The organism is uncultured Ruminococcus sp., assembly GCF_937915125.1.
Lineage (GTDB): Bacteria > Bacillota > Clostridia > Oscillospirales > Ruminococcaceae > Ruminococcus_C.
The window spans coordinates 19522-40936 of the sequence record NZ_CALDMP010000065.1; the positions used below are offsets into that span (position 1 = coordinate 19522).

At 52.0% G+C, this 21415-nt stretch carries 17 protein-coding genes; 10 read left to right on the forward strand and 7 right to left on the reverse strand.

Annotation, left to right across the window (positions count from 1 at the left end; genetic code table 11):
* Positions 1–46: 46 nt before the first annotated feature.
* From Q0418_RS06615 to dusB, 3 genes are all read right to left on the reverse strand, one after another.
* Complete coding sequence (locus tag Q0418_RS06615; protein ID WP_298483359.1) at positions 47–2563, reverse strand: heavy metal translocating P-type ATPase; 2517 nt, start codon at positions 2561–2563, stop codon at positions 47–49.
* Between the two features lie 226 nt (positions 2564–2789).
* Positions 2790–3098: a metal-sensing transcriptional repressor gene (locus Q0418_RS06620; protein ID WP_298483360.1), complete on the reverse strand. Its 309-nt coding sequence runs from the start codon at positions 3096–3098 to the stop codon at positions 2790–2792.
* Between the two features lie 107 nt (positions 3099–3205).
* Positions 3206–4213 carry a tRNA dihydrouridine synthase DusB gene (gene dusB / locus Q0418_RS06625; protein ID WP_298483361.1) on the reverse strand — a complete coding sequence of 336 codons (1008 nt, stop codon included), beginning with the start codon at positions 4211–4213 and terminating at the stop codon, positions 3206–3208.
* A 237-nt stretch (positions 4214–4450) separates the two neighbouring features.
* On the opposite strand from dusB, the gene polA reads away from it, so the two are divergent.
* The 5 genes from polA (at position 4451) to Q0418_RS06650 (ending at position 11103) form a co-directional block, all read left to right on the forward strand.
* Positions 4451–7039 carry a DNA polymerase I gene (gene polA, locus Q0418_RS06630; protein WP_298483362.1) on the forward strand — a complete coding sequence of 863 codons (2589 nt, stop codon included), beginning with the start codon at positions 4451–4453 and terminating at the stop codon, positions 7037–7039.
* The gene (gene rimI, locus Q0418_RS06635; RefSeq protein ID WP_298483363.1) at positions 7023–7469 is read left to right on the forward strand and encodes a ribosomal protein S18-alanine N-acetyltransferase; all 447 of its coding nucleotides are present in this window, start codon (positions 7023–7025) and stop codon (positions 7467–7469) included. Before polA ends, rimI begins: the two co-directional genes overlap by 17 nt.
* Entirely contained in the window at positions 7466–8011 is a 546-nt protein-coding gene (locus tag Q0418_RS06640) for a hypothetical protein (RefSeq protein ID WP_298483364.1), read from the forward strand. The genes rimI and Q0418_RS06640 overlap by 4 nt, the downstream gene beginning before the upstream one ends.
* A 1-nt stretch (position 8012) precedes the next feature.
* The gene (gene tsaD / locus Q0418_RS06645; protein WP_298483365.1) at positions 8013–9026 is read left to right on the forward strand and encodes a tRNA (adenosine(37)-N6)-threonylcarbamoyltransferase complex transferase subunit TsaD; all 1014 of its coding nucleotides are present in this window, start codon (positions 8013–8015) and stop codon (positions 9024–9026) included.
* Between the two features lie 244 nt (positions 9027–9270).
* On the forward strand, positions 9271–11103 hold the full coding sequence (locus tag Q0418_RS06650; RefSeq protein ID WP_298483366.1) for a phosphoenolpyruvate carboxykinase (GTP): 1833 nt from the start codon (positions 9271–9273) through the stop codon (positions 11101–11103).
* An 88-nt stretch (positions 11104–11191) separates the two neighbouring features.
* Here Q0418_RS06650 and Q0418_RS06655 read toward each other — a convergent pair whose 3' ends face one another.
* From Q0418_RS06655 to Q0418_RS06665, 3 genes are read right to left on the reverse strand one after another with little or no spacing between them, the layout of a single operon-like run.
* Positions 11192–12112, reverse strand: a complete 921-nt coding sequence (locus Q0418_RS06655) for a Ger(x)C family spore germination C-terminal domain-containing protein (RefSeq protein ID WP_298483367.1) — start codon at positions 12110–12112, stop codon at positions 11192–11194.
* On the reverse strand, positions 12109–13110 hold the full coding sequence (locus Q0418_RS06660) for a hypothetical protein (protein WP_298483368.1): 1002 nt from the start codon (positions 13108–13110) through the stop codon (positions 12109–12111). The genes Q0418_RS06655 and Q0418_RS06660 overlap by 4 nt, the downstream gene beginning before the upstream one ends.
* Positions 13103–14572, reverse strand: a complete 1470-nt coding sequence (locus Q0418_RS06665) for a spore germination protein (protein WP_298483369.1) — start codon at positions 14570–14572, stop codon at positions 13103–13105. Before Q0418_RS06665 ends, Q0418_RS06660 begins: the two co-directional genes overlap by 8 nt.
* A 233-nt stretch (positions 14573–14805) precedes the next feature.
* Between Q0418_RS06665 and Q0418_RS06670 the strand changes: the two genes are divergently transcribed.
* The 3 genes from Q0418_RS06670 to Q0418_RS06680 are packed head-to-tail and all read left to right on the forward strand — an operon-like array spanning position 14806 to position 16925.
* Entirely contained in the window at positions 14806–16101 is a 1296-nt protein-coding gene (locus tag Q0418_RS06670) for a CapA family protein (protein WP_298483370.1), read from the forward strand.
* A gap of 15 nt (positions 16102–16116) precedes the next feature.
* Positions 16117–16713 (forward strand): DUF3267 domain-containing protein, encoded by a 597-nt coding sequence (locus Q0418_RS06675; protein WP_298483371.1) that lies wholly within the window; start codon positions 16117–16119, stop codon positions 16711–16713.
* Positions 16713–16925 (forward strand): hypothetical protein, encoded by a 213-nt coding sequence (locus Q0418_RS06680; RefSeq protein WP_298483372.1) that lies wholly within the window; start codon positions 16713–16715, stop codon positions 16923–16925. Before Q0418_RS06675 ends, Q0418_RS06680 begins: the two co-directional genes overlap by 1 nt.
* A gap of 101 nt (positions 16926–17026) precedes the next feature.
* Here Q0418_RS06680 and Q0418_RS06685 read toward each other — a convergent pair whose 3' ends face one another.
* Complete coding sequence (locus tag Q0418_RS06685) at positions 17027–17761, reverse strand: M23 family metallopeptidase (RefSeq protein ID WP_298483373.1); 735 nt, start codon at positions 17759–17761, stop codon at positions 17027–17029.
* A gap of 130 nt (positions 17762–17891) precedes the next feature.
* On the opposite strand from Q0418_RS06685, the gene Q0418_RS06690 reads away from it, so the two are divergent.
* Together Q0418_RS06690 and Q0418_RS06695 are read left to right on the forward strand one after the other, a co-directional pair.
* On the forward strand, positions 17892–19604 hold the full coding sequence (locus Q0418_RS06690) for an ABC transporter ATP-binding protein (RefSeq protein ID WP_298483374.1): 1713 nt from the start codon (positions 17892–17894) through the stop codon (positions 19602–19604).
* Between the two features lie 13 nt (positions 19605–19617).
* Positions 19618–21360, forward strand: a complete 1743-nt coding sequence (locus tag Q0418_RS06695) for an ABC transporter ATP-binding protein (protein ID WP_298483375.1) — start codon at positions 19618–19620, stop codon at positions 21358–21360.
* The last annotated feature ends 55 nt before the right edge of the window (positions 21361–21415 follow it).

Consider the following 21415-nt stretch of genomic DNA (forward strand, 5'->3'; position numbering starts at 1 on the left):
GGAATCGTCATTGCACCGCTTTCCTGTTTTCTTTCCGGGGATGGGCTTATTGCACCTCATACCCCTGATCGGTTACTGCCTGTTTCAGTGCAGCTTCGTCAACTGCTGTATGCAGCGTTACCACAGCCGTACCCTCCTTGTGGCTGACCACAGCCTCGCTGACCTCCGGAAATGCTTCCAGTGTCTTTTTGACAGTTGCTTCACAGTGCGGGCACATCATGCCCTGAATATGCAATACCAGTTCCATTTTCGTTTCCTCCTGTTTTGTGAATTGCAGTGTCTGAACTGCGGATTTGATTTTTTTGTCCCGGTCTGTGCGGTGCAGCTGGAAGAAATTCAGCCGCAGGGCGTTGGATACCACGCAAAAGCTGGACAAGCTCATTGCCGCTGCCCCGAACATGGGATTCAGTTTCCACCCGAAAAGGGGAATCCAGACTCCGGCGGCAAGGGGAATGCCAATGACATTGTAGATAAATGCCCAGAACAGATTTTCGTGAATATTGCGCAGTGTTGCCCGGCTCAGCCGGATTGCTGCCGGAACATCGGTAAGACGACTTTTCATCAGGACAATGTCCGCCGCATCCATTGCCACATCTGTGCCTGCGCCGATGGCAATGCCGATGTCAGCACGTGTCAGTGCTGGTGCATCGTTGATACCATCCCCGACCATCGCAACTTTTCCCTGCTGCGCCAGCTGACGGATCACGGCTTCTTTTCCGTCGGGCAGGACGCCGGCAATGACTTCGTTGACGCCTGCCTGTCTGCCGATTGCTCTTGCGGTGCGCGCATTATCACCGGTGAGCATTACCACCTGGATCCCCATGTTTTGCAGCTGACGAATGGCTTCGGGACTTTCTTCCTTGATGACATCCGCCACGGCAATGATGCCAATCAGTACATTGTCCTTGCTGAAAAACAAAGGCGTTTTACCGGCTTCACTGAGCTGTTCCGCCTGTCGCTCCAGTTCTGGTGGTATGGCTGCCTTGGTACGGATAAATTTCAGATTACCACCGTAAAGGGTACTTTTCCCCAGTACTGCAGACAAGCCATTTCCGGGCAAGGCCTGGAACGCTGTGACTTCCTCTGCTGTTATCTGTCGGGATTGGGCGTATTCTAAAATTGCCTTTGCCAGAGGATGTTCACTCTTTTGCTCCAGTGCATATGCCAGAGAGATCAGCGCTTCTTCCGTTGTTCCGTCAGCCGGCAGGATATCTGTTACCCTTGGTTCGCCGCAGGTAATGGTACCGGTCTTATCCAGTGCAACGATCTGTATCTTTCCGGCTTCTTCCAGAGAAACGGCAGTCTTAAAGAGGATGCCATTCTTGGCACCTATACCGCTGCCCACCATAATTGCGACAGGTGTGGCAAGTCCCAGTGCACAGGGGCAGCTGATAACCAGCACAGAAATACCACGTGCAAGTGCAAATCCTACGGTTTGTCCCACAAGGAGCCATACGAGAATGGTGACGATGGCAACGGCAATGACTGCTGGAACGAATACGCCAGAGACCTTGTCGGCAACTTTGGCAATGGGTGCCTTTGTAGCGGCGGCATCACTGACCATGCGGATGATCTGGGATAGGGTGGTGTCCTCGCCCACACGAGTAGCTTCGCACCGCAGGAAACCGGATTGGTTCATGGTTGCCGCCGAGACCGTGTCTCCCTGTGCCTTGTCCACGGGGATACTTTCCCCGGTCAGTGCCGATTCGTTAATGGCGCTTTGTCCCTCCAGAATCACACCGTCCACTGGAATGCTTTCGCCGGGACGTACCACAAACTGATCTCCACGCTGTACTTGTTCCGCTGGAATGGTGACTTCCTTGCCATTACGGAGTACCACTGCCGTTTTCGGGGAAAGGCGCATAAGACCTTTCAGGGCATCTGTGGTCTTGCCCTTGGAACGTGCCTCCAGCATCTTTCCAACGGTGATCAGTGTCAGGATCATGGCGGCAGATTCGAAGTAAAATTCATGCATATATGCCATAACTGCATCCATATTTCCCTTGACTTGCGCATCTGTCATGGCAAACAGGGCATAGGTACTATAGACAAAAGCCGCACCGGATCCCAGTGCTACCAGCGTATCCATATTGGGTGCCCGGTGCAATAGGCTGGAAAAGCCGCTGACGAAGAATTTCCGGTTAATGACCATAATGATGATCGTCAGCAAAAGCTGTACCAGTCCCATTGCAACATGGTTGTCCGTAAAGAACGGCGGCAGCGGCCAGCCCCACATCATATGCCCCATGGAGAAGTACATGAGAATCACCAGAAATCCCACCGAGGCAATGAGCCTTCGTTTCAGGGCAGGTGTCTCGTGGTCAGCCAGGGGATCGCTGTCCGCTGAAGAAGCTGACCGGGAATCCTGCTTTGGCGAAGCGCCATAGCCAGCCTGTTCCACGGCGTGGATAATATCCTCGGCAGAAGCTGTTCCCTCTACGCCCATGGAATTGGTCAGGAGACTGACAGAGCAGGCGGTGACACCGGGAACTTTGGATACGGCTTTTTCCACCCGGGCACTGCAAGCGGCACAGCTCATGCCGGTGACATGATATTGCTCCATACACATCCTCCTCATTTCTCATTCTTAAGGCAACACCGCACAAAGAGCGCCTGTCGGCTTTGCACGTCATATGCTTGCATATTTTGCGTCATATTTCACAAAAATGCTCGTGAATACACAAAGTATTCACTGCGCTTTTTGTTTCATCTGACGAAAAATCTGACGGCGCATCTGACGCACAATCTTTGTGCGGTATTGCCTTATAATATGTGCAGAAATGCCGGGATTATTTCATCAGCTTCTGCAAAGTGGCGACCAACTCGTCAATGACCTCGTCTTTGCCGGCACGGATATCATCGGCAACACAGGTGCGGATGTGATTGGCGAGAAGCTCCTTGTTAAAGGCGTTCAGCGCCGCATTTGCAGCAGCAACCTGCACCAGAATATCTGTGCAGTAGGCGTTTTTCTCCACCATACCCCGGATTCCCCGGATCTGTCCCTCAATGCGGTTCAGCCGGTGGATCAGACTGGTGTATTCTTCTTCGGAGCGTTCCTTTGTCTTATGGCAGCAAGGACATTCTTTTTCGTGTTCCATAGGTACCTCCTTTCTCCTGTCAACATTATATACCCCTTGGGGGTATATAATCAAGAGAAAATTGTAAAAATAAAATGACGGAATTGCCATCCCGTCATGAAAAATTATTATTGCGTTGTATTCTTTTCGTGTTCCTGCTGTAACGCCAGGAAATCTGCCGCCAATTGTTCTGCCGCTTCGTAGGAATCCAGCTGATAGCAGCGTGCCCGGAATTTCGCTGCACCATACATTCCCGTCATGTACCATGCGGCGTGCTTGCGTGCATCACGGATGGCGATCTCCGGCGGCTTCTGGGGATTGCATTCCAGAATGAGCCGGACATGGCGGAGCATGGTCTCCATGCGTTCTTCCAGGGTGGGCAGTATGACAGGCTGTCCCTGCATTGCCGCAGCGATTTCCCGGAATACAAAGGGATTGCCATAGCTGCCCCGTCCCACCATGACCATATCACAGCCAGTCTGCTCGTACATGGCGAGACAGTCGGCGGCGGTGGACACATCGCCGTTCCCGATCACTGGAATGGACACAGCCTGCTTTACTTCACGAATGGCATTCCAGTCTGCCTTGCCGCTGTAGAGCTGTTCCTTTGTTCTGCCGTGGACAGCAATTACCGCCGCACCGGCATCCTCCATTGCCTGGGCAAAGGGTACGGCGTTCCGGGATGATTCATCCCAGCCAAGACGGAATTTGACGGTAACAGGCACACTGCTTTCCCGGACAGCGGCACGGACGATTTCCTGCGCCAGAGGAATACTTCGCATCAGGGCGCTTCCGGCACCGGTGGCTACAACTTTATGTACAGGACAGCCCATGTTCAGATCGATCCAATCGGGCTGGTACTGCTGTACCATGGAAACGGCACGTCCTACAAAATCCGGGTCATTGCCGAACAGCTGCAAGCCCATGGGGCGTTCCTGGGGTGTGATCGTACAAAGCTCTGCCGAAGCCTTGTCTCCGTAGCAAAGCCCCTTGACAGAGACCATTTCGCTGACGCAGGCTGCTGCACCATAGGACATGCAGAGAATACGATAGGCACGGTCAGCAACACCTGCCATAGGTGCCAGCATCGCAGTTTTCGGCAGTTCCAGTTTGCCGAGGCGGAAGGTATGATTCATGGAATTTTCTCCTTGTTGTTTCATTTCTTAAAATTATGTATGTCGGTATAATACCCCTCCACCGCCTATCGGCGGTTTCCCTTGCGCAGCAATGGTGGAAGGGGAGTTTACCGCTGAAATCCATTATACCATAAAATCGAAAAAATGTACAGACCAAAAAATCGAAAAAACCTACTAGCATTCTTGCACAAAGTGTGCTATACTATAAACAGAATCATATTAAAACAGGAGGCACACATGAAATTACTTGCCATTGATGGAAACAGTATCTTGAACCGGGCGTTTTATGGCATTCGTCCCTTGAGCAATACCAAGGGTGTGTTTACCCACGCCATTTTTGGATTTATGAATATCTACCTGAAGAACATTGCGGAGGTGCAGCCTGACGCTGTGGCAGTTGCCTTTGACCTGCGCCAGCCCACATTCCGGCACAAGGCGGTGGATACCTATAAGGCAAACCGCAAGGGAATGCCGGAGGAGCTTGCTATGCAGCTGCCTTATGTGAAACAGCTGCTGACGCTGCTGGGAATCCGTGTAGTGACCTGCGAGGGCTACGAGGCGGACGATATTCTGGGGACTCTTGCGGCAGCATGTACGGCGCAGAATGCGGAATGCGTCATCCTCACTGGTGACCGGGACAGCCTGCAGCTGGTGAATGACCATGTCACCGTGCGCCTTGCCACCAATAAGGAGACCATTCCCTATACGCCCCAGCGTTTCCGGGAGGAATATGGCTTTGCGCCTTTGTCCCTCATTGATCTGAAAGCCCTCATGGGGGACAGCTCCGATAATATTTCCGGCGTTGCAGGTATCGGGCAGAAAACAGCGTCCAAGCTGATCCAGGAGTGGGCTACGGTGGAGAACCTCTATGCCCATCTGGATGAGGCAGGGCTGACGAAATCCGTGTATGGTAAGCTGGAAAAGGGCGTGGATGCCGCTAAGCAGAGCAAGTGGCTGGCGACGATTGTGACAGATGTACCCATTGAAACGGATGTGACGCAATATCAGCCCCAGCCAGTACAGAATGAGGAAGTGCGGAAGCTGCTGCTGGAATTGGAAATGGTCAAGCTGCTGGACAAGCTGAATCTGTCCGGGGATGGAGAAGAAATACCAGCTGAAACATCCGATGTGCATCCAGTGCAGCCGCTGGAAGAACAGCCTTTGACAGAAGAGATCATGGGGCAGTGGGATCGTGCGATGTTGGGCACGCTTCCTTCCTGTCTGTTTGATGGAAAATTACTGCGTGTGATTCATCCGGATACGCCAGGTGTGGTCTATCTGACGGAAGATGAGGCACTTTTGAAACGGATGTTCCAGAGGAACCGCCTTACCTTTGGGGCAAAGCTCCAGTATCGTTATCTGCTGTCAAAGGGCATTGTACCGGACGGTGAACTGCCTACAGCGGTGGATGGGGAAATTGCAGCATATCTTTTGAATCCCACCACGACGTCCTATGAGATCGAACGGCTCTGTGTGACATATCATGTGCCCTATCAGAAAAGCTTGGGAGAAAATGCAGATCTGGCGGCGCTGCTGGAACTGTACCTTGCAATGGGACGTATGGTGGATGAACAGGGCATGAAGGAACTTCTGGAGTATGAGCATCAGCTGACGGTGGTGCTGGCGGCAATGGAGCATACGGGCGTAGCCATTGACCAGAAAGGCGTCAGGGAATTCGGGGTGTATCTGTCGGAACAGATCGAGGAAATGCAGCAGATGGTCTACGATGCGGCAGGGCACGAATTCAATATCGGTTCGCCGAAGCAGCTGGGAGATGTACTCTTTGGAGAGATGCAGCTGCCCCATGGAAAGAAAACCAAGACTGGTTATTCCACCAATGCAGATATTCTGGAAAAGCTGCGGGGAGAGTATGCCATTGTGGACTATGTGCTGAAATGGCGGCAGTATTCCAAGCTGAAATCTACCTATGTAGACGGACTGCTGAAAACGGTTGGCGAGGACGGCAGAATCCACACAGTATTCAAGCAGACGGAGACAAGAACAGGACGTATCTCGTCCACAGAGCCGAATTTACAGAATATTCCCGTGCGGACAGAACTGGGACGGAACATGCGGAAATTCTTTGTGGCACGGGATGGCTGTGTCCTGCTGGATGCGGACTACAGCCAGATCGAACTGCGGCTTCTGGCAAATCTCAGTGGTGACAAGCAGATGCAGGAGGCATTTCTCAGCGGTGCGGATATTCATGCGGCAACAGCGGCGCAGGTATTTGGGATGCCGCCGGAAATGGTAACGCCGTCCATGCGAAGTGCCGCAAAGGCGGTCAACTTCGGGATCCTCTATGGTATGGGAGCATTTTCGCTGTCTCAGGATATTCATGTCAGCGTCCAGGAGGCAAACCGATATATCCGGAATTATATGGCGCAGTTTCCGAGCGTTGGGGCATTTATGGAAAAGACAGTGGAACAGGCGAAGATCAACGGCTATGTGACCACCTATTTCAACCGCCGCAGACCGGTGCCGGAGCTGCTGGCGTCCAACAAAATGGTGCAGGCAAGCGGTAAGCGTATTGCCATGAATACGCCCATTCAGGGGACGGCGGCGGATATTATCAAGCTTGCTATGATCCATGTGTACCTGCGGCTGCAGAAGACTGTGCCCAGTGCCAGACTGATCTTGCAGGTGCACGATGAACTGATCGTGGAAGTGCCGCAGATGTATGCGATGTCGGCTGCGAAGGTACTGGGAGAAGAGATGCAGAACGTGATCCGGAACTCGCTGCCAGAGGAAAAACAGGCGCAATTTCCGGTGCCTCTGACGGCAGATGTCAGCATGGGAGAGAGCTGGTATGATGCAAAGGGTTAAGGTGATAGGGGCAGAAAGTGTGCATCTGCCTGTCATTGCAGAGATCGCAGGGCTGTCCTTTCCCGATCCCTGGTCGGAGACGTTGTTCCGGCAGACACTGGAAAGTGAGAATCACCAGATCTGGTGCGCTGTTTCCGGTGAGACGGTGTGCGGCTATCTGGTATTGTCCCGTGCCGGAACGGAAATGAGCGTGGATGATATTGCCGTACATCCGGCATTCCGGCGGCAGGGTGTGGGGAAACTGCTGCTGGAGTGGACACATGGACAATATCCAGCGTGTGACTTCTGGCTGGAAGTACGGGAGTCCAATGCAGCTGCGATGGCGCTGTATCAGTCCCTGGGATATACGCAGGTGGGATTCCGGAAACGATATTATCAGAATCCGGAGGAAGGTGCTGTGCTTATGACGAGAGTGGGTGACCATATATGAAATACCGATCAGTCGATGAGGCGGAACACTTTAATTATCATGATGCTTGCCTGAAACGGACATATCGGGAGGGAACCGATTGGATCATGGAGCTGGAGGGCGTCTGCGTGGAACCATCCAATTCCCAGAATACCTATCTGATGGCAATGCAGACAGACTTTCTCCGGATGCGGTTTCAGAACGGCAGACTGAATGGCGGAAAATTCTATGACAGTGTGACGAGAAAGCCGGATGGTACAGAAGAATGGAAACAGAAGGAATATCGCTTCACGCAGGAAGATTTGCAAGAGGTTCTGGAACACTTGCATACCGAACACGATTTCTGGATCTCTCACGGCGGCTATGTTGATGCGGACAAAGAACGGACTACATTTTTTCTGGATATCGATTTGCAGACCTGTCTGAAACGCATTGGCACAGCTTTTGCCTGTCTGGAGATCTCCTGCACTGGAATTGTCATGGAATGGGATGGGTACTGCGGTCTGGCGTGGTATGAGCCGAGACGGAAAGGTGCTGGAAATAAAGAGAAAGAGGAGAAATGACATGCTGATTTTAGGAATCGAAAGCTCCTGCGACGAAACCGCAGCGAGCGTTGCCAGAGATCACACGGAGATACTCTCCAATGTGGTCGCTTCACAGGTGGAGGAGCACAAACAATACGGCGGCGTTGTGCCGGAGATCGCATCCCGGCGGCACTGTGAAAATATTCTATGGGTCGTGCAGAAAACCCTGGAGGATGCAGGCGTTACCCTGGACGAGCTGGACGGTATTGCCGTGACAGCTTATCCCGGACTCATCGGCGCACTGCTGGTGGGCGTGAACTTCGCCAAAGGACTGGCACTTGCCACCGGAAAGCCCCTTGTGCCGGTACATCATCTCGCCGGACATATCGCATCCAACTACATTGCCCATCCCGATCTGAAACCGCCTTACCTCTGTCTGGTAGTCAGCGGCGGACACAGCCATATTGTGGAGGTACTGTCCTATACAGAATTCCGGATTCTGGGACGTACCCGGGATGATGCTGCAGGGGAGTGCTTCGACAAATGCGCCCGTGCCATGGGCTATCCTTACCCCGGCGGCGTACATCTGGATAAGGCATCCAGACTGGGTGATCCGAAATCGTTTTCTCTGCCAAAACCGAAAATTGCAGAAAATGCCTATGATTTCAGCTTTTCCGGGCTGAAAACCGCCGTAGTCAATCTCCTGCACAATGCCCAGCAAAAGGGAGAAACGGTCTGTCGGGAAGATCTGGCGGCATCTGTCCAGGCGACCATTGCGGAGGTGCTCACAGACCATACCATCCGGGCTGCCCGGGAACATGGTTACACAAAAATTGCCGTTGCTGGCGGTGTTTCCGCCAACAGCGGCGTGCGGGATTCCTTGCAGAAAGCCTGTGACAAGTATGGGTATACCTTATATATGCCGCCTCTGTCCCTCTGCGGTGACAATGGCGCCATGATTGCCTGCGCTGGTTCCTATGCCTTCGATGCCGGGATTCGTGGGGATTCCAGTCTCAATGCCAGTGCAACGATGGAACTGACGGACTGGAAATGAGAATTTCTGCTCACACATAGCACTATGGGCAACACCGCACAACACATTTACTGGAAGTGTCTTTTTCTGACGTACATATGAATCTGAAACATGAACACAGTCTGAATATTAGTGAGGATTTCTTCGAAAGCCCTTGACATTCTTCTCGAATTTGGGTATAATAAATTGTAATGGGTCAGTTGTAAATTCGATCCAGAAAATGCAGGTGTATGGAAAACTGCGAAATATTTAGGAGGTAGTACCAATGGCATTGACAAACAATAAAAATGTGCTGCAATGGGTGGACGAAATGGTCGCTCTGACCAAGCCGGACAAGGTTGTATGGATCGACGGCTCTAAGGAACAGCTGGACGCTCTGACAGAGGAGGTTACTTCTCTGCCGGAAGGCGATCGTGACAAGATGTATCATCTGAACGAGGACAAGCTGCCGGGCTGTCTGTATCACCGCACCCTGCCCAATGACGTGGCTCGTGTTGAGGATCGTACGTTCATTTGCACTAAGAATAAAGAAGATGCCGGCCCCACCAATAACTGGATGGATCCGGAAGAGATGAAGGCAAAGCTGACTCCCTTGTATGACGGCGTGATGAAGGGCAGAACCATGTACGTGATCCCGTACTCCATGGGCCCCATCGGTTCTCCGCTGGCAAAGGTTGGCGTAGAGCTGACTGACTCCATCTATGTTGTTCTGAACATGAACATCATGACTCGTATGGGCGTAGATGCTTTCAAGAACCTGGGCGATACTTCGGACGACTTCGTTCGCGGTCTGCACTCCAAGGCTGATGTTGATCCGGAGAACCGTTATATCGTACAGTTCCCGGAGGAGAACACCATCTGGTCCATCAACTCCGCTTATGGCGGCAACGTTCTGCTGGGCAAGAAGTGCTTCGCTCTGCGTATTGCTTCCTTCCAGGGTAAGAACGAAGGCTGGATGGCTGAGCACATGCTGATCCTGGGCGTACAGAAGCCGGACGGCGAGACAAAGTATATCACTGCTGCGTTCCCGTCTGCTTGCGGTAAGACCAACCTGGCAATGCTCATTCCGCCGGAGGGCTATCAGAAGGACGGCTACAAGGTATTCACTGTCGGCGACGACATTGCTTGGATGAAGCCGGGCAAGGACGGCAGACTGTATGCCATCAACCCGGAGAACGGTTTCTTCGGCGTAGCACCGGGTACCAACGAGAATTCCAACTACAACGCTCTGGCTTGCACAAAGTCTGACACCATCTTCACTAACGTTGCTCTGAACAATGCAGATAACACCGTTTGGTGGGAGAAGCTGGATAAGAATCCGCCGGTTGACGCAACTGAGTGGAAGGGCGCTAAGGTAAATGGTCCGGAGTATATCGCTGAGGGCAACAAGCTGGCTCACCCGAACTCCAGATTCACAGCACCGGCAAAGAACTGCCCGTGCCTGTCTCCGGAATTCAATAATCCGGAGGGTGTTCCGATCTCTGCAATCATTTTCGGCGGCCGTCGTGCATCTACCACGCCGCTGGTATATCAGAGCTTCGATTGGACACACGGCACCTATATGGGTTCTGCTGTTTCCTCTGAGACAACTGCTGCTGCAGCTGGCGCAGTCGGCGTTCTCCGTCACGACCCGATGGCTATGAAGCCGTTCATTGGCTACAATGTAGGCGACTACTGGGCACACTGGCTGGAAATGGGCGAAAAGCTGGGCGACAAGGCTCCGAAGATCTTCAACGTAAACTGGTTCAAGACCGACGAGGAAGGCAACTTCCTGTGGCCGGGCTTTGGCGATAACATGCGTGTTCTGGACTGGATCATCAAGCGCTGCGAAGGCACTGTTGACGCAGTTGAGACTCCCATCGGCTATGAGCCGAAGCCGGAGGACATCAATGTTGACGGCCTGGTTTATGAGGGCAAGCAGTTCACCACAGAAGATATTGCTGACCTGCTGAAGCTGGATATGGATCTCTGGGAGAAGGAAATCGCTGAGATGCGCAGATACTATAAGGAAGATATCGCTGATAAGGGCGGTAAGATTCCGCAGGCGCTGTACGATCAGCTGGATGCTCTGGAGGCTCGTATCAAGGCTGCGAAGTAAGCAATATTGCTTCACTTTTCTATGATATGAATGACAAAAAGGACGTTTCCCCGGATGGGGCAGCGTCCTTTTTTGTGTCTCTGATTATTTATGTGGAATAAATTTGCACCTGATATTCAGCCTGAGATACAACATCTGTCCAGTCTGCGCTGGTAAATTCGTCATAGCACTGGCTTTGCAGACATGCTTCCCAGTCGAATACATCTGCATGGCATTGTACAACCGTTTCCTGGATGGCGGCCTCGCATTGGCTCTGAATCTGTGCAGCAGCTTTTGCAAAATTACCCTCGCCGCTGATGCGAATGGAAACAGTGATCACTGCCTTGCTGCCGGTCATGGTTCCGGTCAGCCGGACAGCGGCGGAATCGACTGTATAAGTTTCACCACCCGGCAGAGAAAGTGTCTCCGGGTGATTATCACCACGCAGCCAGCACAATCCGGCAACTGCTTCGGGCGAGAGCATACCGTAGGATTCGGTTTCTGTGATAACTGCTGCGGAAAAGCTATTTTCCGTGACAACAGGCAAGAGTGCCGTTCCTGCAGAACCGGAAAATTCACGCAAAATGGTGAATAGATCGGTTTCGGGCAAGAATCCGATTTTTTCCGCACGCCCCAGCTGTTCTGTCAGGTGCGCCGTATCTGTATCCGCCAGCGTCATTCCCTCATATAATCCCAGCACCTTGCAAGACGGCGAAAGGCGGTATTTTTCCATGAGCTGATTCAGCTGTGATCCGAATTCCGGCTCAGAATAGGCGATCATCTCCAGATGTCCCAGGAATAATTCCTTGCCCATGGGAACAGCAGCATTTTCGATTGCCTGTTCAAAGGTACTGCCTGTTCCCTCGGCAAGGGTGCCGGCAGTTTCAAAATCGTGAAGCTGTACGGTAGGCTGCGTCGGATCGATCAGTTCCAATGCCTGTAAATAGGCACGGTCACGTACCTGCACAGCGGCACATCCGGTGCACAGGAACAGCAGTGTACAACTGAGCAGCAGGGGAATTCCTCTCATGCAGCAGCACCTCCTCGCCGTTTTTGCGCCAGCAGAAATCCCATGGGGATGAGCAATACCAGGATACATAAGACGATGATATGCCAGATGCCGGAAACAGATAGTCTGGACGCAGCCCAGGAAATGCAGAGCATGAGTCCCAGGCAGATGCTGCTGGCGTAGCGCAGTTTCGGGAAAGTCAATTTCAACAAATGGGCTGCCAGTACGGTGAACAAGGTGATACGCAGAACGCATAGCATGACAAAAACCAACAGGTACAGCGCATCAGCACGCTGAGTGCTCAATGGCTGAGATACAGAAATCACAGCAAAAAAAGGATGCTCTGCCTGTGCCATGCGATTTCCCAGTACTGCCATACCCAAAAGAGAAAGATAGGTCACCAGCAGGAATTTTCCGGCAAAAATCTGGAAGATACTGCGTGTCTGCTTTGATTTTGTGAAATCCAGCAGCAGGAAGAGCAGAGGCAGTTCATCGGCATTGCGTATACTCCGCAGAAAGCCGTTCCAGATGGTATCCTCCGGAGAAAGGGACAGATTCTGCGGTTCTGCCTTTGGAATAGCCCCTAGCAGCATAACTGCCAGAGTTGCCAGCAATATGCCAAAAATCAAGGTACTGCTCCGTGCCAGGGTGTGGATTCCCAGAGAAGCCGTGTACAGACAAACCAGGGCAATGAGTGCTGCTGCCACAAATTTACCCGAAATGGGCAGGGAAAGTTCGGATGCAGTTCCCTGTAACTGGACAAAGGAAATGCCGCCCCGGATCAGTGCATATGCCACGAAGCAAAGGGGTAGGATCCAGTGCTTTCTGGTATAGGCAGAAAAGGAAAAACTGCGGCGATACAGGAGCAGCATAGGCAGACAGAGTAAAATCTGAACAGCTGCGGCTATGGCGGCACCCAGGATACCTTCGATGGTATAGGCGGATGTCTGGCACAGAATGGAAAAGGCAGCACTGACCAGGAGCATGGCAAACAGCTGACCGGAACGCAGTTTATTCATGATAATCCTCCACAGTGAAATTGCCGGATTGCATTTTGCGGAATCCCACACGTGTCGCCGTATCCCGGAGACCGGCGGGATAGAGTGGTGCAAGGGGTGCCATAATGGGAAATCCAAAGCTCTCTCCGGCACACAGATTGAACAGCACTGCCGCACCCAGTAGACTGATTCCGAACAGCCCCAGGAAACCGCCTGCGAGAATGAATGCCAGCCGCAGAAGTGTGACACTCTGCGCCAGATCCGGCACCACAAATCCGGCTATGACTGCGATTGCCGTGACGGTGAGCATGGGTGTGCTGATGAGACCGGAGGAGACAGCGGCATCTCCGATGATGAGTCCGGCAACGATACTCACAGCACCGCCCACAGCTTTTGGCAGGCGCAGCCCGGCTTCTCGGATGATCTCATAGATCACGAGCACGCCGATTGCCTCGGCAGTCAAGGAAATGGGTGCATTTTGTTCTGCATCGGCAAGGATCAGGAGCAGCGTCCGGTTGAGCAACTCGGGGTGGTGCAGTGCAATGGCGAGATACAGGGACGGCAGCAGTACTGCCACCAGAAATGCAGCGTATTTGATCCAGCGTACAAGGGTCGCATAGGATGGGCGGTAGCAATAGTCGTCCATCGTCTGGAAGCTTTCGCAGAATAGCTTCGGTATCACCAGGGCAAAGGGTGTGCCGTCAATGAGCAGCCCCACTCTGCCCTCCAATAGTTTGGCGCAGAGCACATCTGGCCGCTGGGTCGTGCCTATGGTGTCAAAGAGACAGCCCCGGCGGTTTTCCAGAAAGGGCTGGAGATAGCCGGAGGAGAGAATGGATTCCAGTTCCATTTCGTCCAGCCGTGCCTTGATCTGGGCAATGAGGGCTTTCGGCACACGGTCTGCCATATAGCACAGGCATAGGTCTGTCTGGCTTTTTGACCCTTTCACGAACAGTTCCAGTTTCAGCTGCGGCGATTTCATCCGGCGTCGCAGGAGGGACATATTGACACGGACAACTTCAATGAAGCCGTCCTTTGCACCCATGACATTGTCCTCGCCGGAGGGTTCGCTGACAGAGCGCTTGTCATATCCCTGGACGCCGAACACCAGAGCACTGTCTGCCCCTTCCAGTACCAGCACGGCGAAACCGGAATTGAGAAAGCGGAAGAGATCGCGATAGGTTTTGGCTTCGGCACGGTCAGTGGAATAGAGCTGGTGATTCCGGATGTAGGCGAATACATTGGCTGCCGTTGGTTCGTCTACTGTCACGTGGGTGATGGGATGCAGGATCAGTTCCGTAATGGTTGCCGTGGAGAGCATTCCCTCGCAGCAGAGCAGCGCTGCTGGCATGCCGCTCAGGACAAATTCATTTACCAGCAGGTCAGAAGAACCCTCTGCAATGGTGCGGATCTGGCGGAGATTTTGGGACAGATCCGGCAGGATGAACTGGTTCAGAAGTCGTTCCGTTTCATTTTGTGACATGTGCTTCACCCTTTCTGTTTTTGTTGAATTTGTAGGGGCGGATATTATCCGCCCGTTTTGTAATATGAGGACACGACACGCCGCGTCCTTACAGGGATAAACATGGTTTTTCACTGCTTATTATCCCACTTCCGGAAAAAAAGATGCAAAAATCATTGCATTTTTTTGCGCAATATGATATACTGAGAGTACATGTATGTCGAAAAATGCAGCTTGACGGAAAGGATGTTCCCATGAAACAGAAAAAATATCAGATGACGGCAAAAAGATTGGCACTGCTTGTACTGAGCACTTCGCTGCTTTTGCCGGTGTTCGGATGCAGTGCTACCAATCAGATCGACGAAGATGCAGCAATTCCGGCAAATGCACCAGTATCGGAATCAGAAGTTGACGATGCAGCAGTACCGGCGGATAATACAGAAAGCGAAGCCGAACAGCCCGAAAACGGGGGAGATACTGTCATCAATGTAGTGGCTGTGGGAGATGATCTGGTACAGCAGTGCGTATATCAGAGTGCTCAGGCGCATTCCGGCGATGGTGTAAGCTATAACTTCGACTATTGCTATGAAAATATTAAGCCCTTGATCAACGGCGACCTGAATATCATCAATCAGGAGACCTTGATCTGCGGTGAGGGCTTCGAAATCAGCGGTTCTAACTATAACTTTAATTCTCCGGTGGAACTGGGAAATGCTGTACTGAATATGGGCTTCAATGTGGTGACCATGTGCAACAACCACCTGTTGGACAAGGGGGAAGCCGGACTCCACGGCTGCCTGAACTACTGGGATACGAAAATGGCAGAAAACCCGGATCTGCTTACTTGCGGCGTGTACCGGGATTATGTGGACATGCAGAATATCCGCACTAAGGAGGTCAACGGCAAAACCGTGGCGTTCCTCAGCTATACGGAGAACACCAATGGTTACTCCCTGCCCGACAATTCGGAACTGGAGATTATCTATACTTCTCAGGAAGATCTGATCCAGCAGCAGATCGCAGCGGCAAAGCAAATCGCAGATGTAGTAGTGGTGACATGCCACTGGGGCGCAGAGGATACCTTTAATGTCACAGACGGTGTGCGTGCGCTGGCGCAGAAGATCATCGACTGGGGCGGCGATGTGATCATCGGTACCCATTCTCACGTGGCACAGTCCATGGAATATCTGACCCGTCCCGACGGTACGCAAGGCTTTGTGTTCTATTCGCTGGGGAATTTTATCTCCGCACAGACGGATAACATGAATCTGGTGGGCGAACTGGCGGACTTTGATATTGTGGCAAAGGCAGACGGCTCTGTGACCATTGAAAATGTACAGGTGTCGCCGGTAATCACCCACTATGAGGACGGACGGCTGTCCAATCTGCGGCTGTATCCCTACAGCATGTACTCGGACGAGCTGGCAGCGCAGCATGGTTTGCCATACTGCACGTCCAGCACAGGACCGTCCTATCAGGTATGGAGTATGGACAAGATCCGGGAGATGTTTGAGACTTCTGTGCCGGAGGAGTTCCGGAAGTGGAATTGATGAGGGAGACAATATATGAAAATCGTATGGAAAGGCAAATTCGATGGGAATGTTGAAAATCTGCCTCACGGAGAACACAAGCCGGGGGCAGTGAAATTCAAGGAAATTGACGACCCGAAAAAGCTGGGGCTGTTTTTGAATCTGGCGTGTATTCCGGTATTTGTGATCATATTTGCAATGCTGCTGTTTCGCACTGGCATCGAGAGTATGGGGCAAATGGGCTTTCTCGCGGGCTGTGTGCTTTCTTTGGTATCCCTTGTGCCCCACGAGTTTCTCCATGCCATTTGTTTCAGAGAAGAAGCACAGATCTATACCAATTTCAAAAACGGAATGCTCTTTGTGGTGGGGACAGAGGACATGAGCAAAAGCAGATTTATTTTTATGTCTATGCTCCCGAATCTGGTGTTCGGATTTCTGCCCTTTTTGCTGTGTATGATTTTTCCGTCTCTGACAGTGCTGGGTGCTCTGGGTGCCTTGTCCATTGGCATGGGAATCGGTGATTATTATAACGTCTTTCACGCTCTGACCCAGATGCCGAAAGGTGCCAGAACCTATTTGTATGGGTTCAATTCCTGGTGGTATCTGCCGGAAGATCAGAGGAACAAAACATAATGGATATCATCATTTTGTTTGTTGTGTTCATTGTTTCTGTATTGGTGTGGTTGTATTCTATTCTTGCTGTACTGATTACAGGTATTGTTTTTTTGATACAAGGAACTCGCAGAAAGGAACGCAGGAAGAAAGTGTTCTCACTGGTCTGCTTTGGCGTTTTCTTGCTGATTGGACCGCTGTCCATTTGGCTTGTCTATCTGGAATTTGCATAAGGCAGCACCGTACAAAGACTGCCTGCCGGCTTTGCAAGGTATTGTTATAACTATGTATCCGAACCTGGAAACGGGTTCGGATTTTTTTTCCTATCAGCCAATCAGCTAAAATAAGCCGTAGGGTCAACATACTCGCCGCTTTTGCGCACTTCCAGATGCAGATGGGTCTCCAGTGCACTTTCGATATCCGGTGTATTACCGATGACGCCGATTTTCTGACCGCTCTGTACCGTATCTCCCTCACGTACCTCTACTGAGCCATCCAGACCGCAGTAGCGGCTCACGACGCCATTGTCGTGGTCGATGGTGATAGTATACCCCCAGAGGGCATCGTTGCAGACTTCGCTGACTGTGCCGGTGTCGATGGCGAATACATCTGCGCCGGTCTCACAGGCAAGATCCACGCCGTTGTGGGTCTGCCATGTACCGGTCGTCTCCGATTTCACCAGTTCGCCGTTGCTGAAAGGATTCAGAATGGAAAAATCCGACAGCGGCGGCACAAGCTGATGCACCGGCGTTTCCTCTGTGACTGCCTCTGTTTCAGCTTCTGTTGCCGGCTCAGTGGGTGCTTCGGTCACTGCTTCTGTGGCTGGCGCAGTTTCCTTTTCCACGTTGGTCTGCACACCGATGACTGGCGCTTCTGCGGCATCTGTTGTTGGCGTCTGTACAGCAATCTGTTCGGTAATGGAATCCAGATTATTTTCCAGCGTCTTACTGGTCTGCTGATACGCAAATACACACGCCGCACCAATCATTACCAGACTGATGCCCAATGCCGTATAAAAGCCGCGGAACCGGGATTTTCCTGCACTGCTGTGTCCTGTTTCGTTTTTCAAAGAAACCACCTCCGCTGCTAGTTTGCACCGCAGGCAAATATTTATACATCCATCTTGCAATTTCGGGGAAAAAGAGGTATAATATATCTGCTGGAGATAATGAAAAGGAATTGTATGTAGGAGGAATTGTATGAAACGATTGCTGCCCTATATGAAAGGGTACTGGAAAGAATGTATTCTCGGGCCGGTGTTTAAACTACTGGAGGCAATTTTTGAATTGATCGTGCCTCTGGTCACGGCGAAGATGATCGATGTGGGTATTGCCAACCACGATGCCGGGTATATCTGGCGTATGGGCGGTGTGATGATCCTGTTGGCGGCATGCGGGTTGGGATTCGCCCTGACCTGTCAGTATTTTGCATCCAAATGTGCCTATGGCTTCGGGACGGCGTTGCGCAGTGCATTGTATCGTCATGTGAATACCCTGTCCCACAGTACAGTAGACCGCATCGGAACGGCGTCCCTGATCACCCGGATTACCAGTGATACCAATACGGTTCAAAGCGGACTAAATATGATGATTCGCCTTGCCACACGCTGTCCCTTTCTGATCATCGGTGCAGCGGTTATGGCAATGCGAATTGATCTGAAGTTGTCCATTGTCTTTCTCATTGCCATTCCCGTGATCGGCGTACTTTTGTACAGTGTCACTCGCTGGACGATTCCACGTTACGGCGAAAATCAGGGAAAGCTGGACAATATCGCCCGTCATACCCGGGAAAATCTGGACGGTGTTCGTGTCATTCGTGCCTTTTCCCGTCAGGAGGAGGAAATCGCCTCCTATCGGGAGGATTGCAATGTCTTTGCGAAACGTTCCGTCGCCGTGGGACGTGTTGGTGCGATCCTGAACCCGGCTTCGTTTCTGATTATGAACCTGGGTATTGTTGCGGTACTGTGGTTTGGCGGTGTCCGTGTGGATACCGGGCATCTGACCCAGGGAGAACTGACTGCCTTTGTGAACTACATGACGCAGATCTCTTTGTCCATGGTGCGTATGGCGGAACTGCTGGTATCCTTTAACAAAGCGGCAGCATCGGCAAAGCGTGTCTCGGATATTCTGGCGGAAGAACCGGATATTGTTGGCGGCAATCAGGAACTGACTGTTAAATCGGATGTTCCGGTGATTGCCTTTGACCATGTGACTTTTGCCTATCCCGGCGGCGGTGAGCCGGCACTCCACGACATCAGCTTCACCCTGCAAGCAGGGGAGACCCTGGGCATTATCGGCGGTACCGGCAGCGGTAAGAGTACCATTGCCGGACTGATTCCCCGGTTTTACGATGCCACTGAGGGAACTGTGCGGCTCTATGGGGAAGATGTCCGCAGCTATACGCTGGATTCACTTCGGAAGATCATCGGCGTTGTACCGCAGAAGGCTTCTCTTGTCAGCGGTACCATTGGGGAAAATCTCCGATGGGGCAATGCTTCGGCATCGGATACGGAACTGGAAAACGCATGCCGTATTGCACAGGCATGGGAATTTGTCAGCCAGACGCCAAAGGGTCTGGAGACACAGGTCACCCAGGGAGGGCGAAGTCTTTCCGGCGGTCAGAAACAGCGTCTGACCATTGCCCGTGCTCTGGTGGGACATCCGCAGGTGCTGATTCTGGATGACAGTATGAGTGCGTTGGATTATGCCACCGACCTGGCACTGCGCCGGGAACTTGCTTCAGAAATGAGCGATGTCACAAAGATCGTGATTTCCCAGCGTGCCACTTCCATTCAGCATGCAGACCATATTCTGGTTGTGGATGACGGCAGATGTGTGGGCTATGGCAAGCATGAGGAACTGCTGGAACAGTGCCCGGTCTATGCTGAGATCTACCACACTCAGATGCAGTAAGGAGGGATGCAAAATGGTTTCAGTGATCAAACGTATTTTGTCATATACAAAGCCCTGCCGCAAGGAACTGGCGGGAATGCTTCTCTTTGCGCTCATTGGTACGGGGCTGTCCCTGTTTGTACCCATCCTCATTGGTGATGCGGTAGACTGTGTGGTAGGCACCGGCGAGGTGGATTTTCCGGCACTCTGGAAAGTGATTATCGTACTGCTTGCGACGATTATCATCAGCGCTGTTTTTCAATGGCTCATGTCCCTGTGTACCAACCGTCTTGCGGCAAATACCATCCGGGATCTGCGGTGCGATTTGTTTTCCCACTTGCAGCATGTACCCCTGCGGTATATCGACAGCAAATCCAGAGGTGACCTCATCGGACGTGCTGTCTCCGACATGGAAATTATCTCTGACGGCTTTTTGCAAGCGTTCACCCAGTTTGTCACTGGTATATTTACTATCATAGGCACGCTGGTTCTCATGCTGACCATCAATGTGCCAATCACCATTCTGGTGGTGATCCTCACGCCGGTTTCTTTGATTGTAGCGGCAAAAATTACCCAGATGTCCCGTTCCTCTTATCTGAAATCCTCAGAGGCACGCGGTGCGCTGGGCGGTCTGACAGAGGAAATGATCGGTTCGCAGAAGGTCGTAAAAGCCTTCACCTACGAAAAACGGGCGGAAGAACGCTTTGAGGAATATAACAAGGAATTACAGCGTACTGGTATGAAAGCGACTTTCATCGGTTCTATCACCAATCCAGCCACACGGTTTGTCAATTCCCTGATCTATGCGGCAGTTGGCGTCTGCGGTGCGTTGGCAGCAACGGGAAGTGTACCGCTCATCGGTGTTATCACAGTAGGACAGCTGGCAAGCTTTCTCACCTTTGCAAATCAGTACACCAAGCCCTTTAACGAGATCAGCGGCGTTGTGGCAGAATTGCAAAATGCAGTGGCATCTGCAAAGCGTGTCTTTGCGGTCATTGACGAACCGGCAGAGTCGGATGACAGCCATCTCCCAGAACTGAAAGACTGCGACGGCAGCATGAATCTGTCTCACGTGAAGTTTTCCTATTTGCCGGAGCGTCCGCTGATTACGGACTTCAATCTGGATGTGCATAAGGGGCAGCGTATTGCCATTGTTGGCCCTACGGGATGCGGCAAGACAACGCTTATCAATCTGCTGCTGCGATTCTATGATGTCGACGGCGGTTCCATTTCCATTGCCGGGCAGAATATCAACGAAGTGACAAGGGATAGCCTCCGGGCGTGTTATGGAATGGTATTGCAGGAGACGTGGCTGTTTACGGGAACAGTGGCGGAAAATATCGCCTACAGCCGTCCCGATGCCACACGGGAAGAAATCGAAGCGGCGGCAAAGGCAGCATATGCGGACGGTTTCATCCGGCGTCTGCCCGATGGCTATGACACAGTCCTCACCGAGGATGGCGGCGGCTTGTCTCAGGGGCAGAAGCAGCTCCTTTGTATCGCCAGAATCATGCTGACAGATCCGCCCTTTCTCATTCTGGACGAAGCAACCAGCAGCATTGACCTGCGTACAGAGCAGCGGATTCAGAAGGCATTTGAGAAGCTTATGGCAGGGAAGACCAGCTTTATTATTGCTCACCGGCTGTCCACCATTAAGCGTGCGGATTGGATTCTGGTGATGAATCAGGGTAATGTACTGGAGCAGGGGACGCATGAAACGCTTATGGCACAGGATGGATTTTATGCGAAGCTGTATCAGAGCCAGTTTGCGCAGTAAAGGCAACACCGCACAAAGAGCGCCTGACGGCTTTGCACATCATATGCTTGCATAT

Excerpts from the sequence above, each read along its gene's own strand:
- Q0418_RS06615 (WP_298483359.1), bottom strand. The coding sequence starts at position 2,563 with ATGGAGCAATATCATGTCACCGGCATGAGCTGTGCCGCTTGCAGTGCC.
- Q0418_RS06620 (WP_298483360.1), bottom strand. The coding sequence starts at position 3,098 with ATGGAACACGAAAAAGAATGTCCTTGCTGCCATAAGACAAAGGAACGC.
- dusB (WP_298483361.1), bottom strand. The coding sequence starts at position 4,213 with ATGAATCATACCTTCCGCCTCGGCAAACTGGAACTGCCGAAAACTGCG.
- polA (WP_298483362.1), top strand. The coding sequence starts at position 4,451 with ATGAAATTACTTGCCATTGATGGAAACAGTATCTTGAACCGGGCGTTT.
- rimI (WP_298483363.1), top strand. The coding sequence starts at position 7,023 with ATGATGCAAAGGGTTAAGGTGATAGGGGCAGAAAGTGTGCATCTGCCT.
- Q0418_RS06640 (WP_298483364.1), top strand. The coding sequence starts at position 7,466 with ATGAAATACCGATCAGTCGATGAGGCGGAACACTTTAATTATCATGAT.
- tsaD (WP_298483365.1), top strand. The coding sequence starts at position 8,013 with ATGCTGATTTTAGGAATCGAAAGCTCCTGCGACGAAACCGCAGCGAGC.
- Q0418_RS06650 (WP_298483366.1), top strand. The coding sequence starts at position 9,271 with ATGGCATTGACAAACAATAAAAATGTGCTGCAATGGGTGGACGAAATG.
- Q0418_RS06655 (WP_298483367.1), bottom strand. The coding sequence starts at position 12,112 with ATGAGAGGAATTCCCCTGCTGCTCAGTTGTACACTGCTGTTCCTGTGC.
- Q0418_RS06660 (WP_298483368.1), bottom strand. The coding sequence starts at position 13,110 with ATGAATAAACTGCGTTCCGGTCAGCTGTTTGCCATGCTCCTGGTCAGT.
- Q0418_RS06665 (WP_298483369.1), bottom strand. The coding sequence starts at position 14,572 with ATGTCACAAAATGAAACGGAACGACTTCTGAACCAGTTCATCCTGCCG.
- Q0418_RS06670 (WP_298483370.1), top strand. The coding sequence starts at position 14,806 with ATGAAACAGAAAAAATATCAGATGACGGCAAAAAGATTGGCACTGCTT.
- Q0418_RS06675 (WP_298483371.1), top strand. The coding sequence starts at position 16,117 with ATGAAAATCGTATGGAAAGGCAAATTCGATGGGAATGTTGAAAATCTG.
- Q0418_RS06680 (WP_298483372.1), top strand. The coding sequence starts at position 16,713 with ATGGATATCATCATTTTGTTTGTTGTGTTCATTGTTTCTGTATTGGTG.
- Q0418_RS06690 (WP_298483374.1), top strand. The coding sequence starts at position 17,892 with ATGAAACGATTGCTGCCCTATATGAAAGGGTACTGGAAAGAATGTATT.
- Q0418_RS06695 (WP_298483375.1), top strand. The coding sequence starts at position 19,618 with ATGGTTTCAGTGATCAAACGTATTTTGTCATATACAAAGCCCTGCCGC.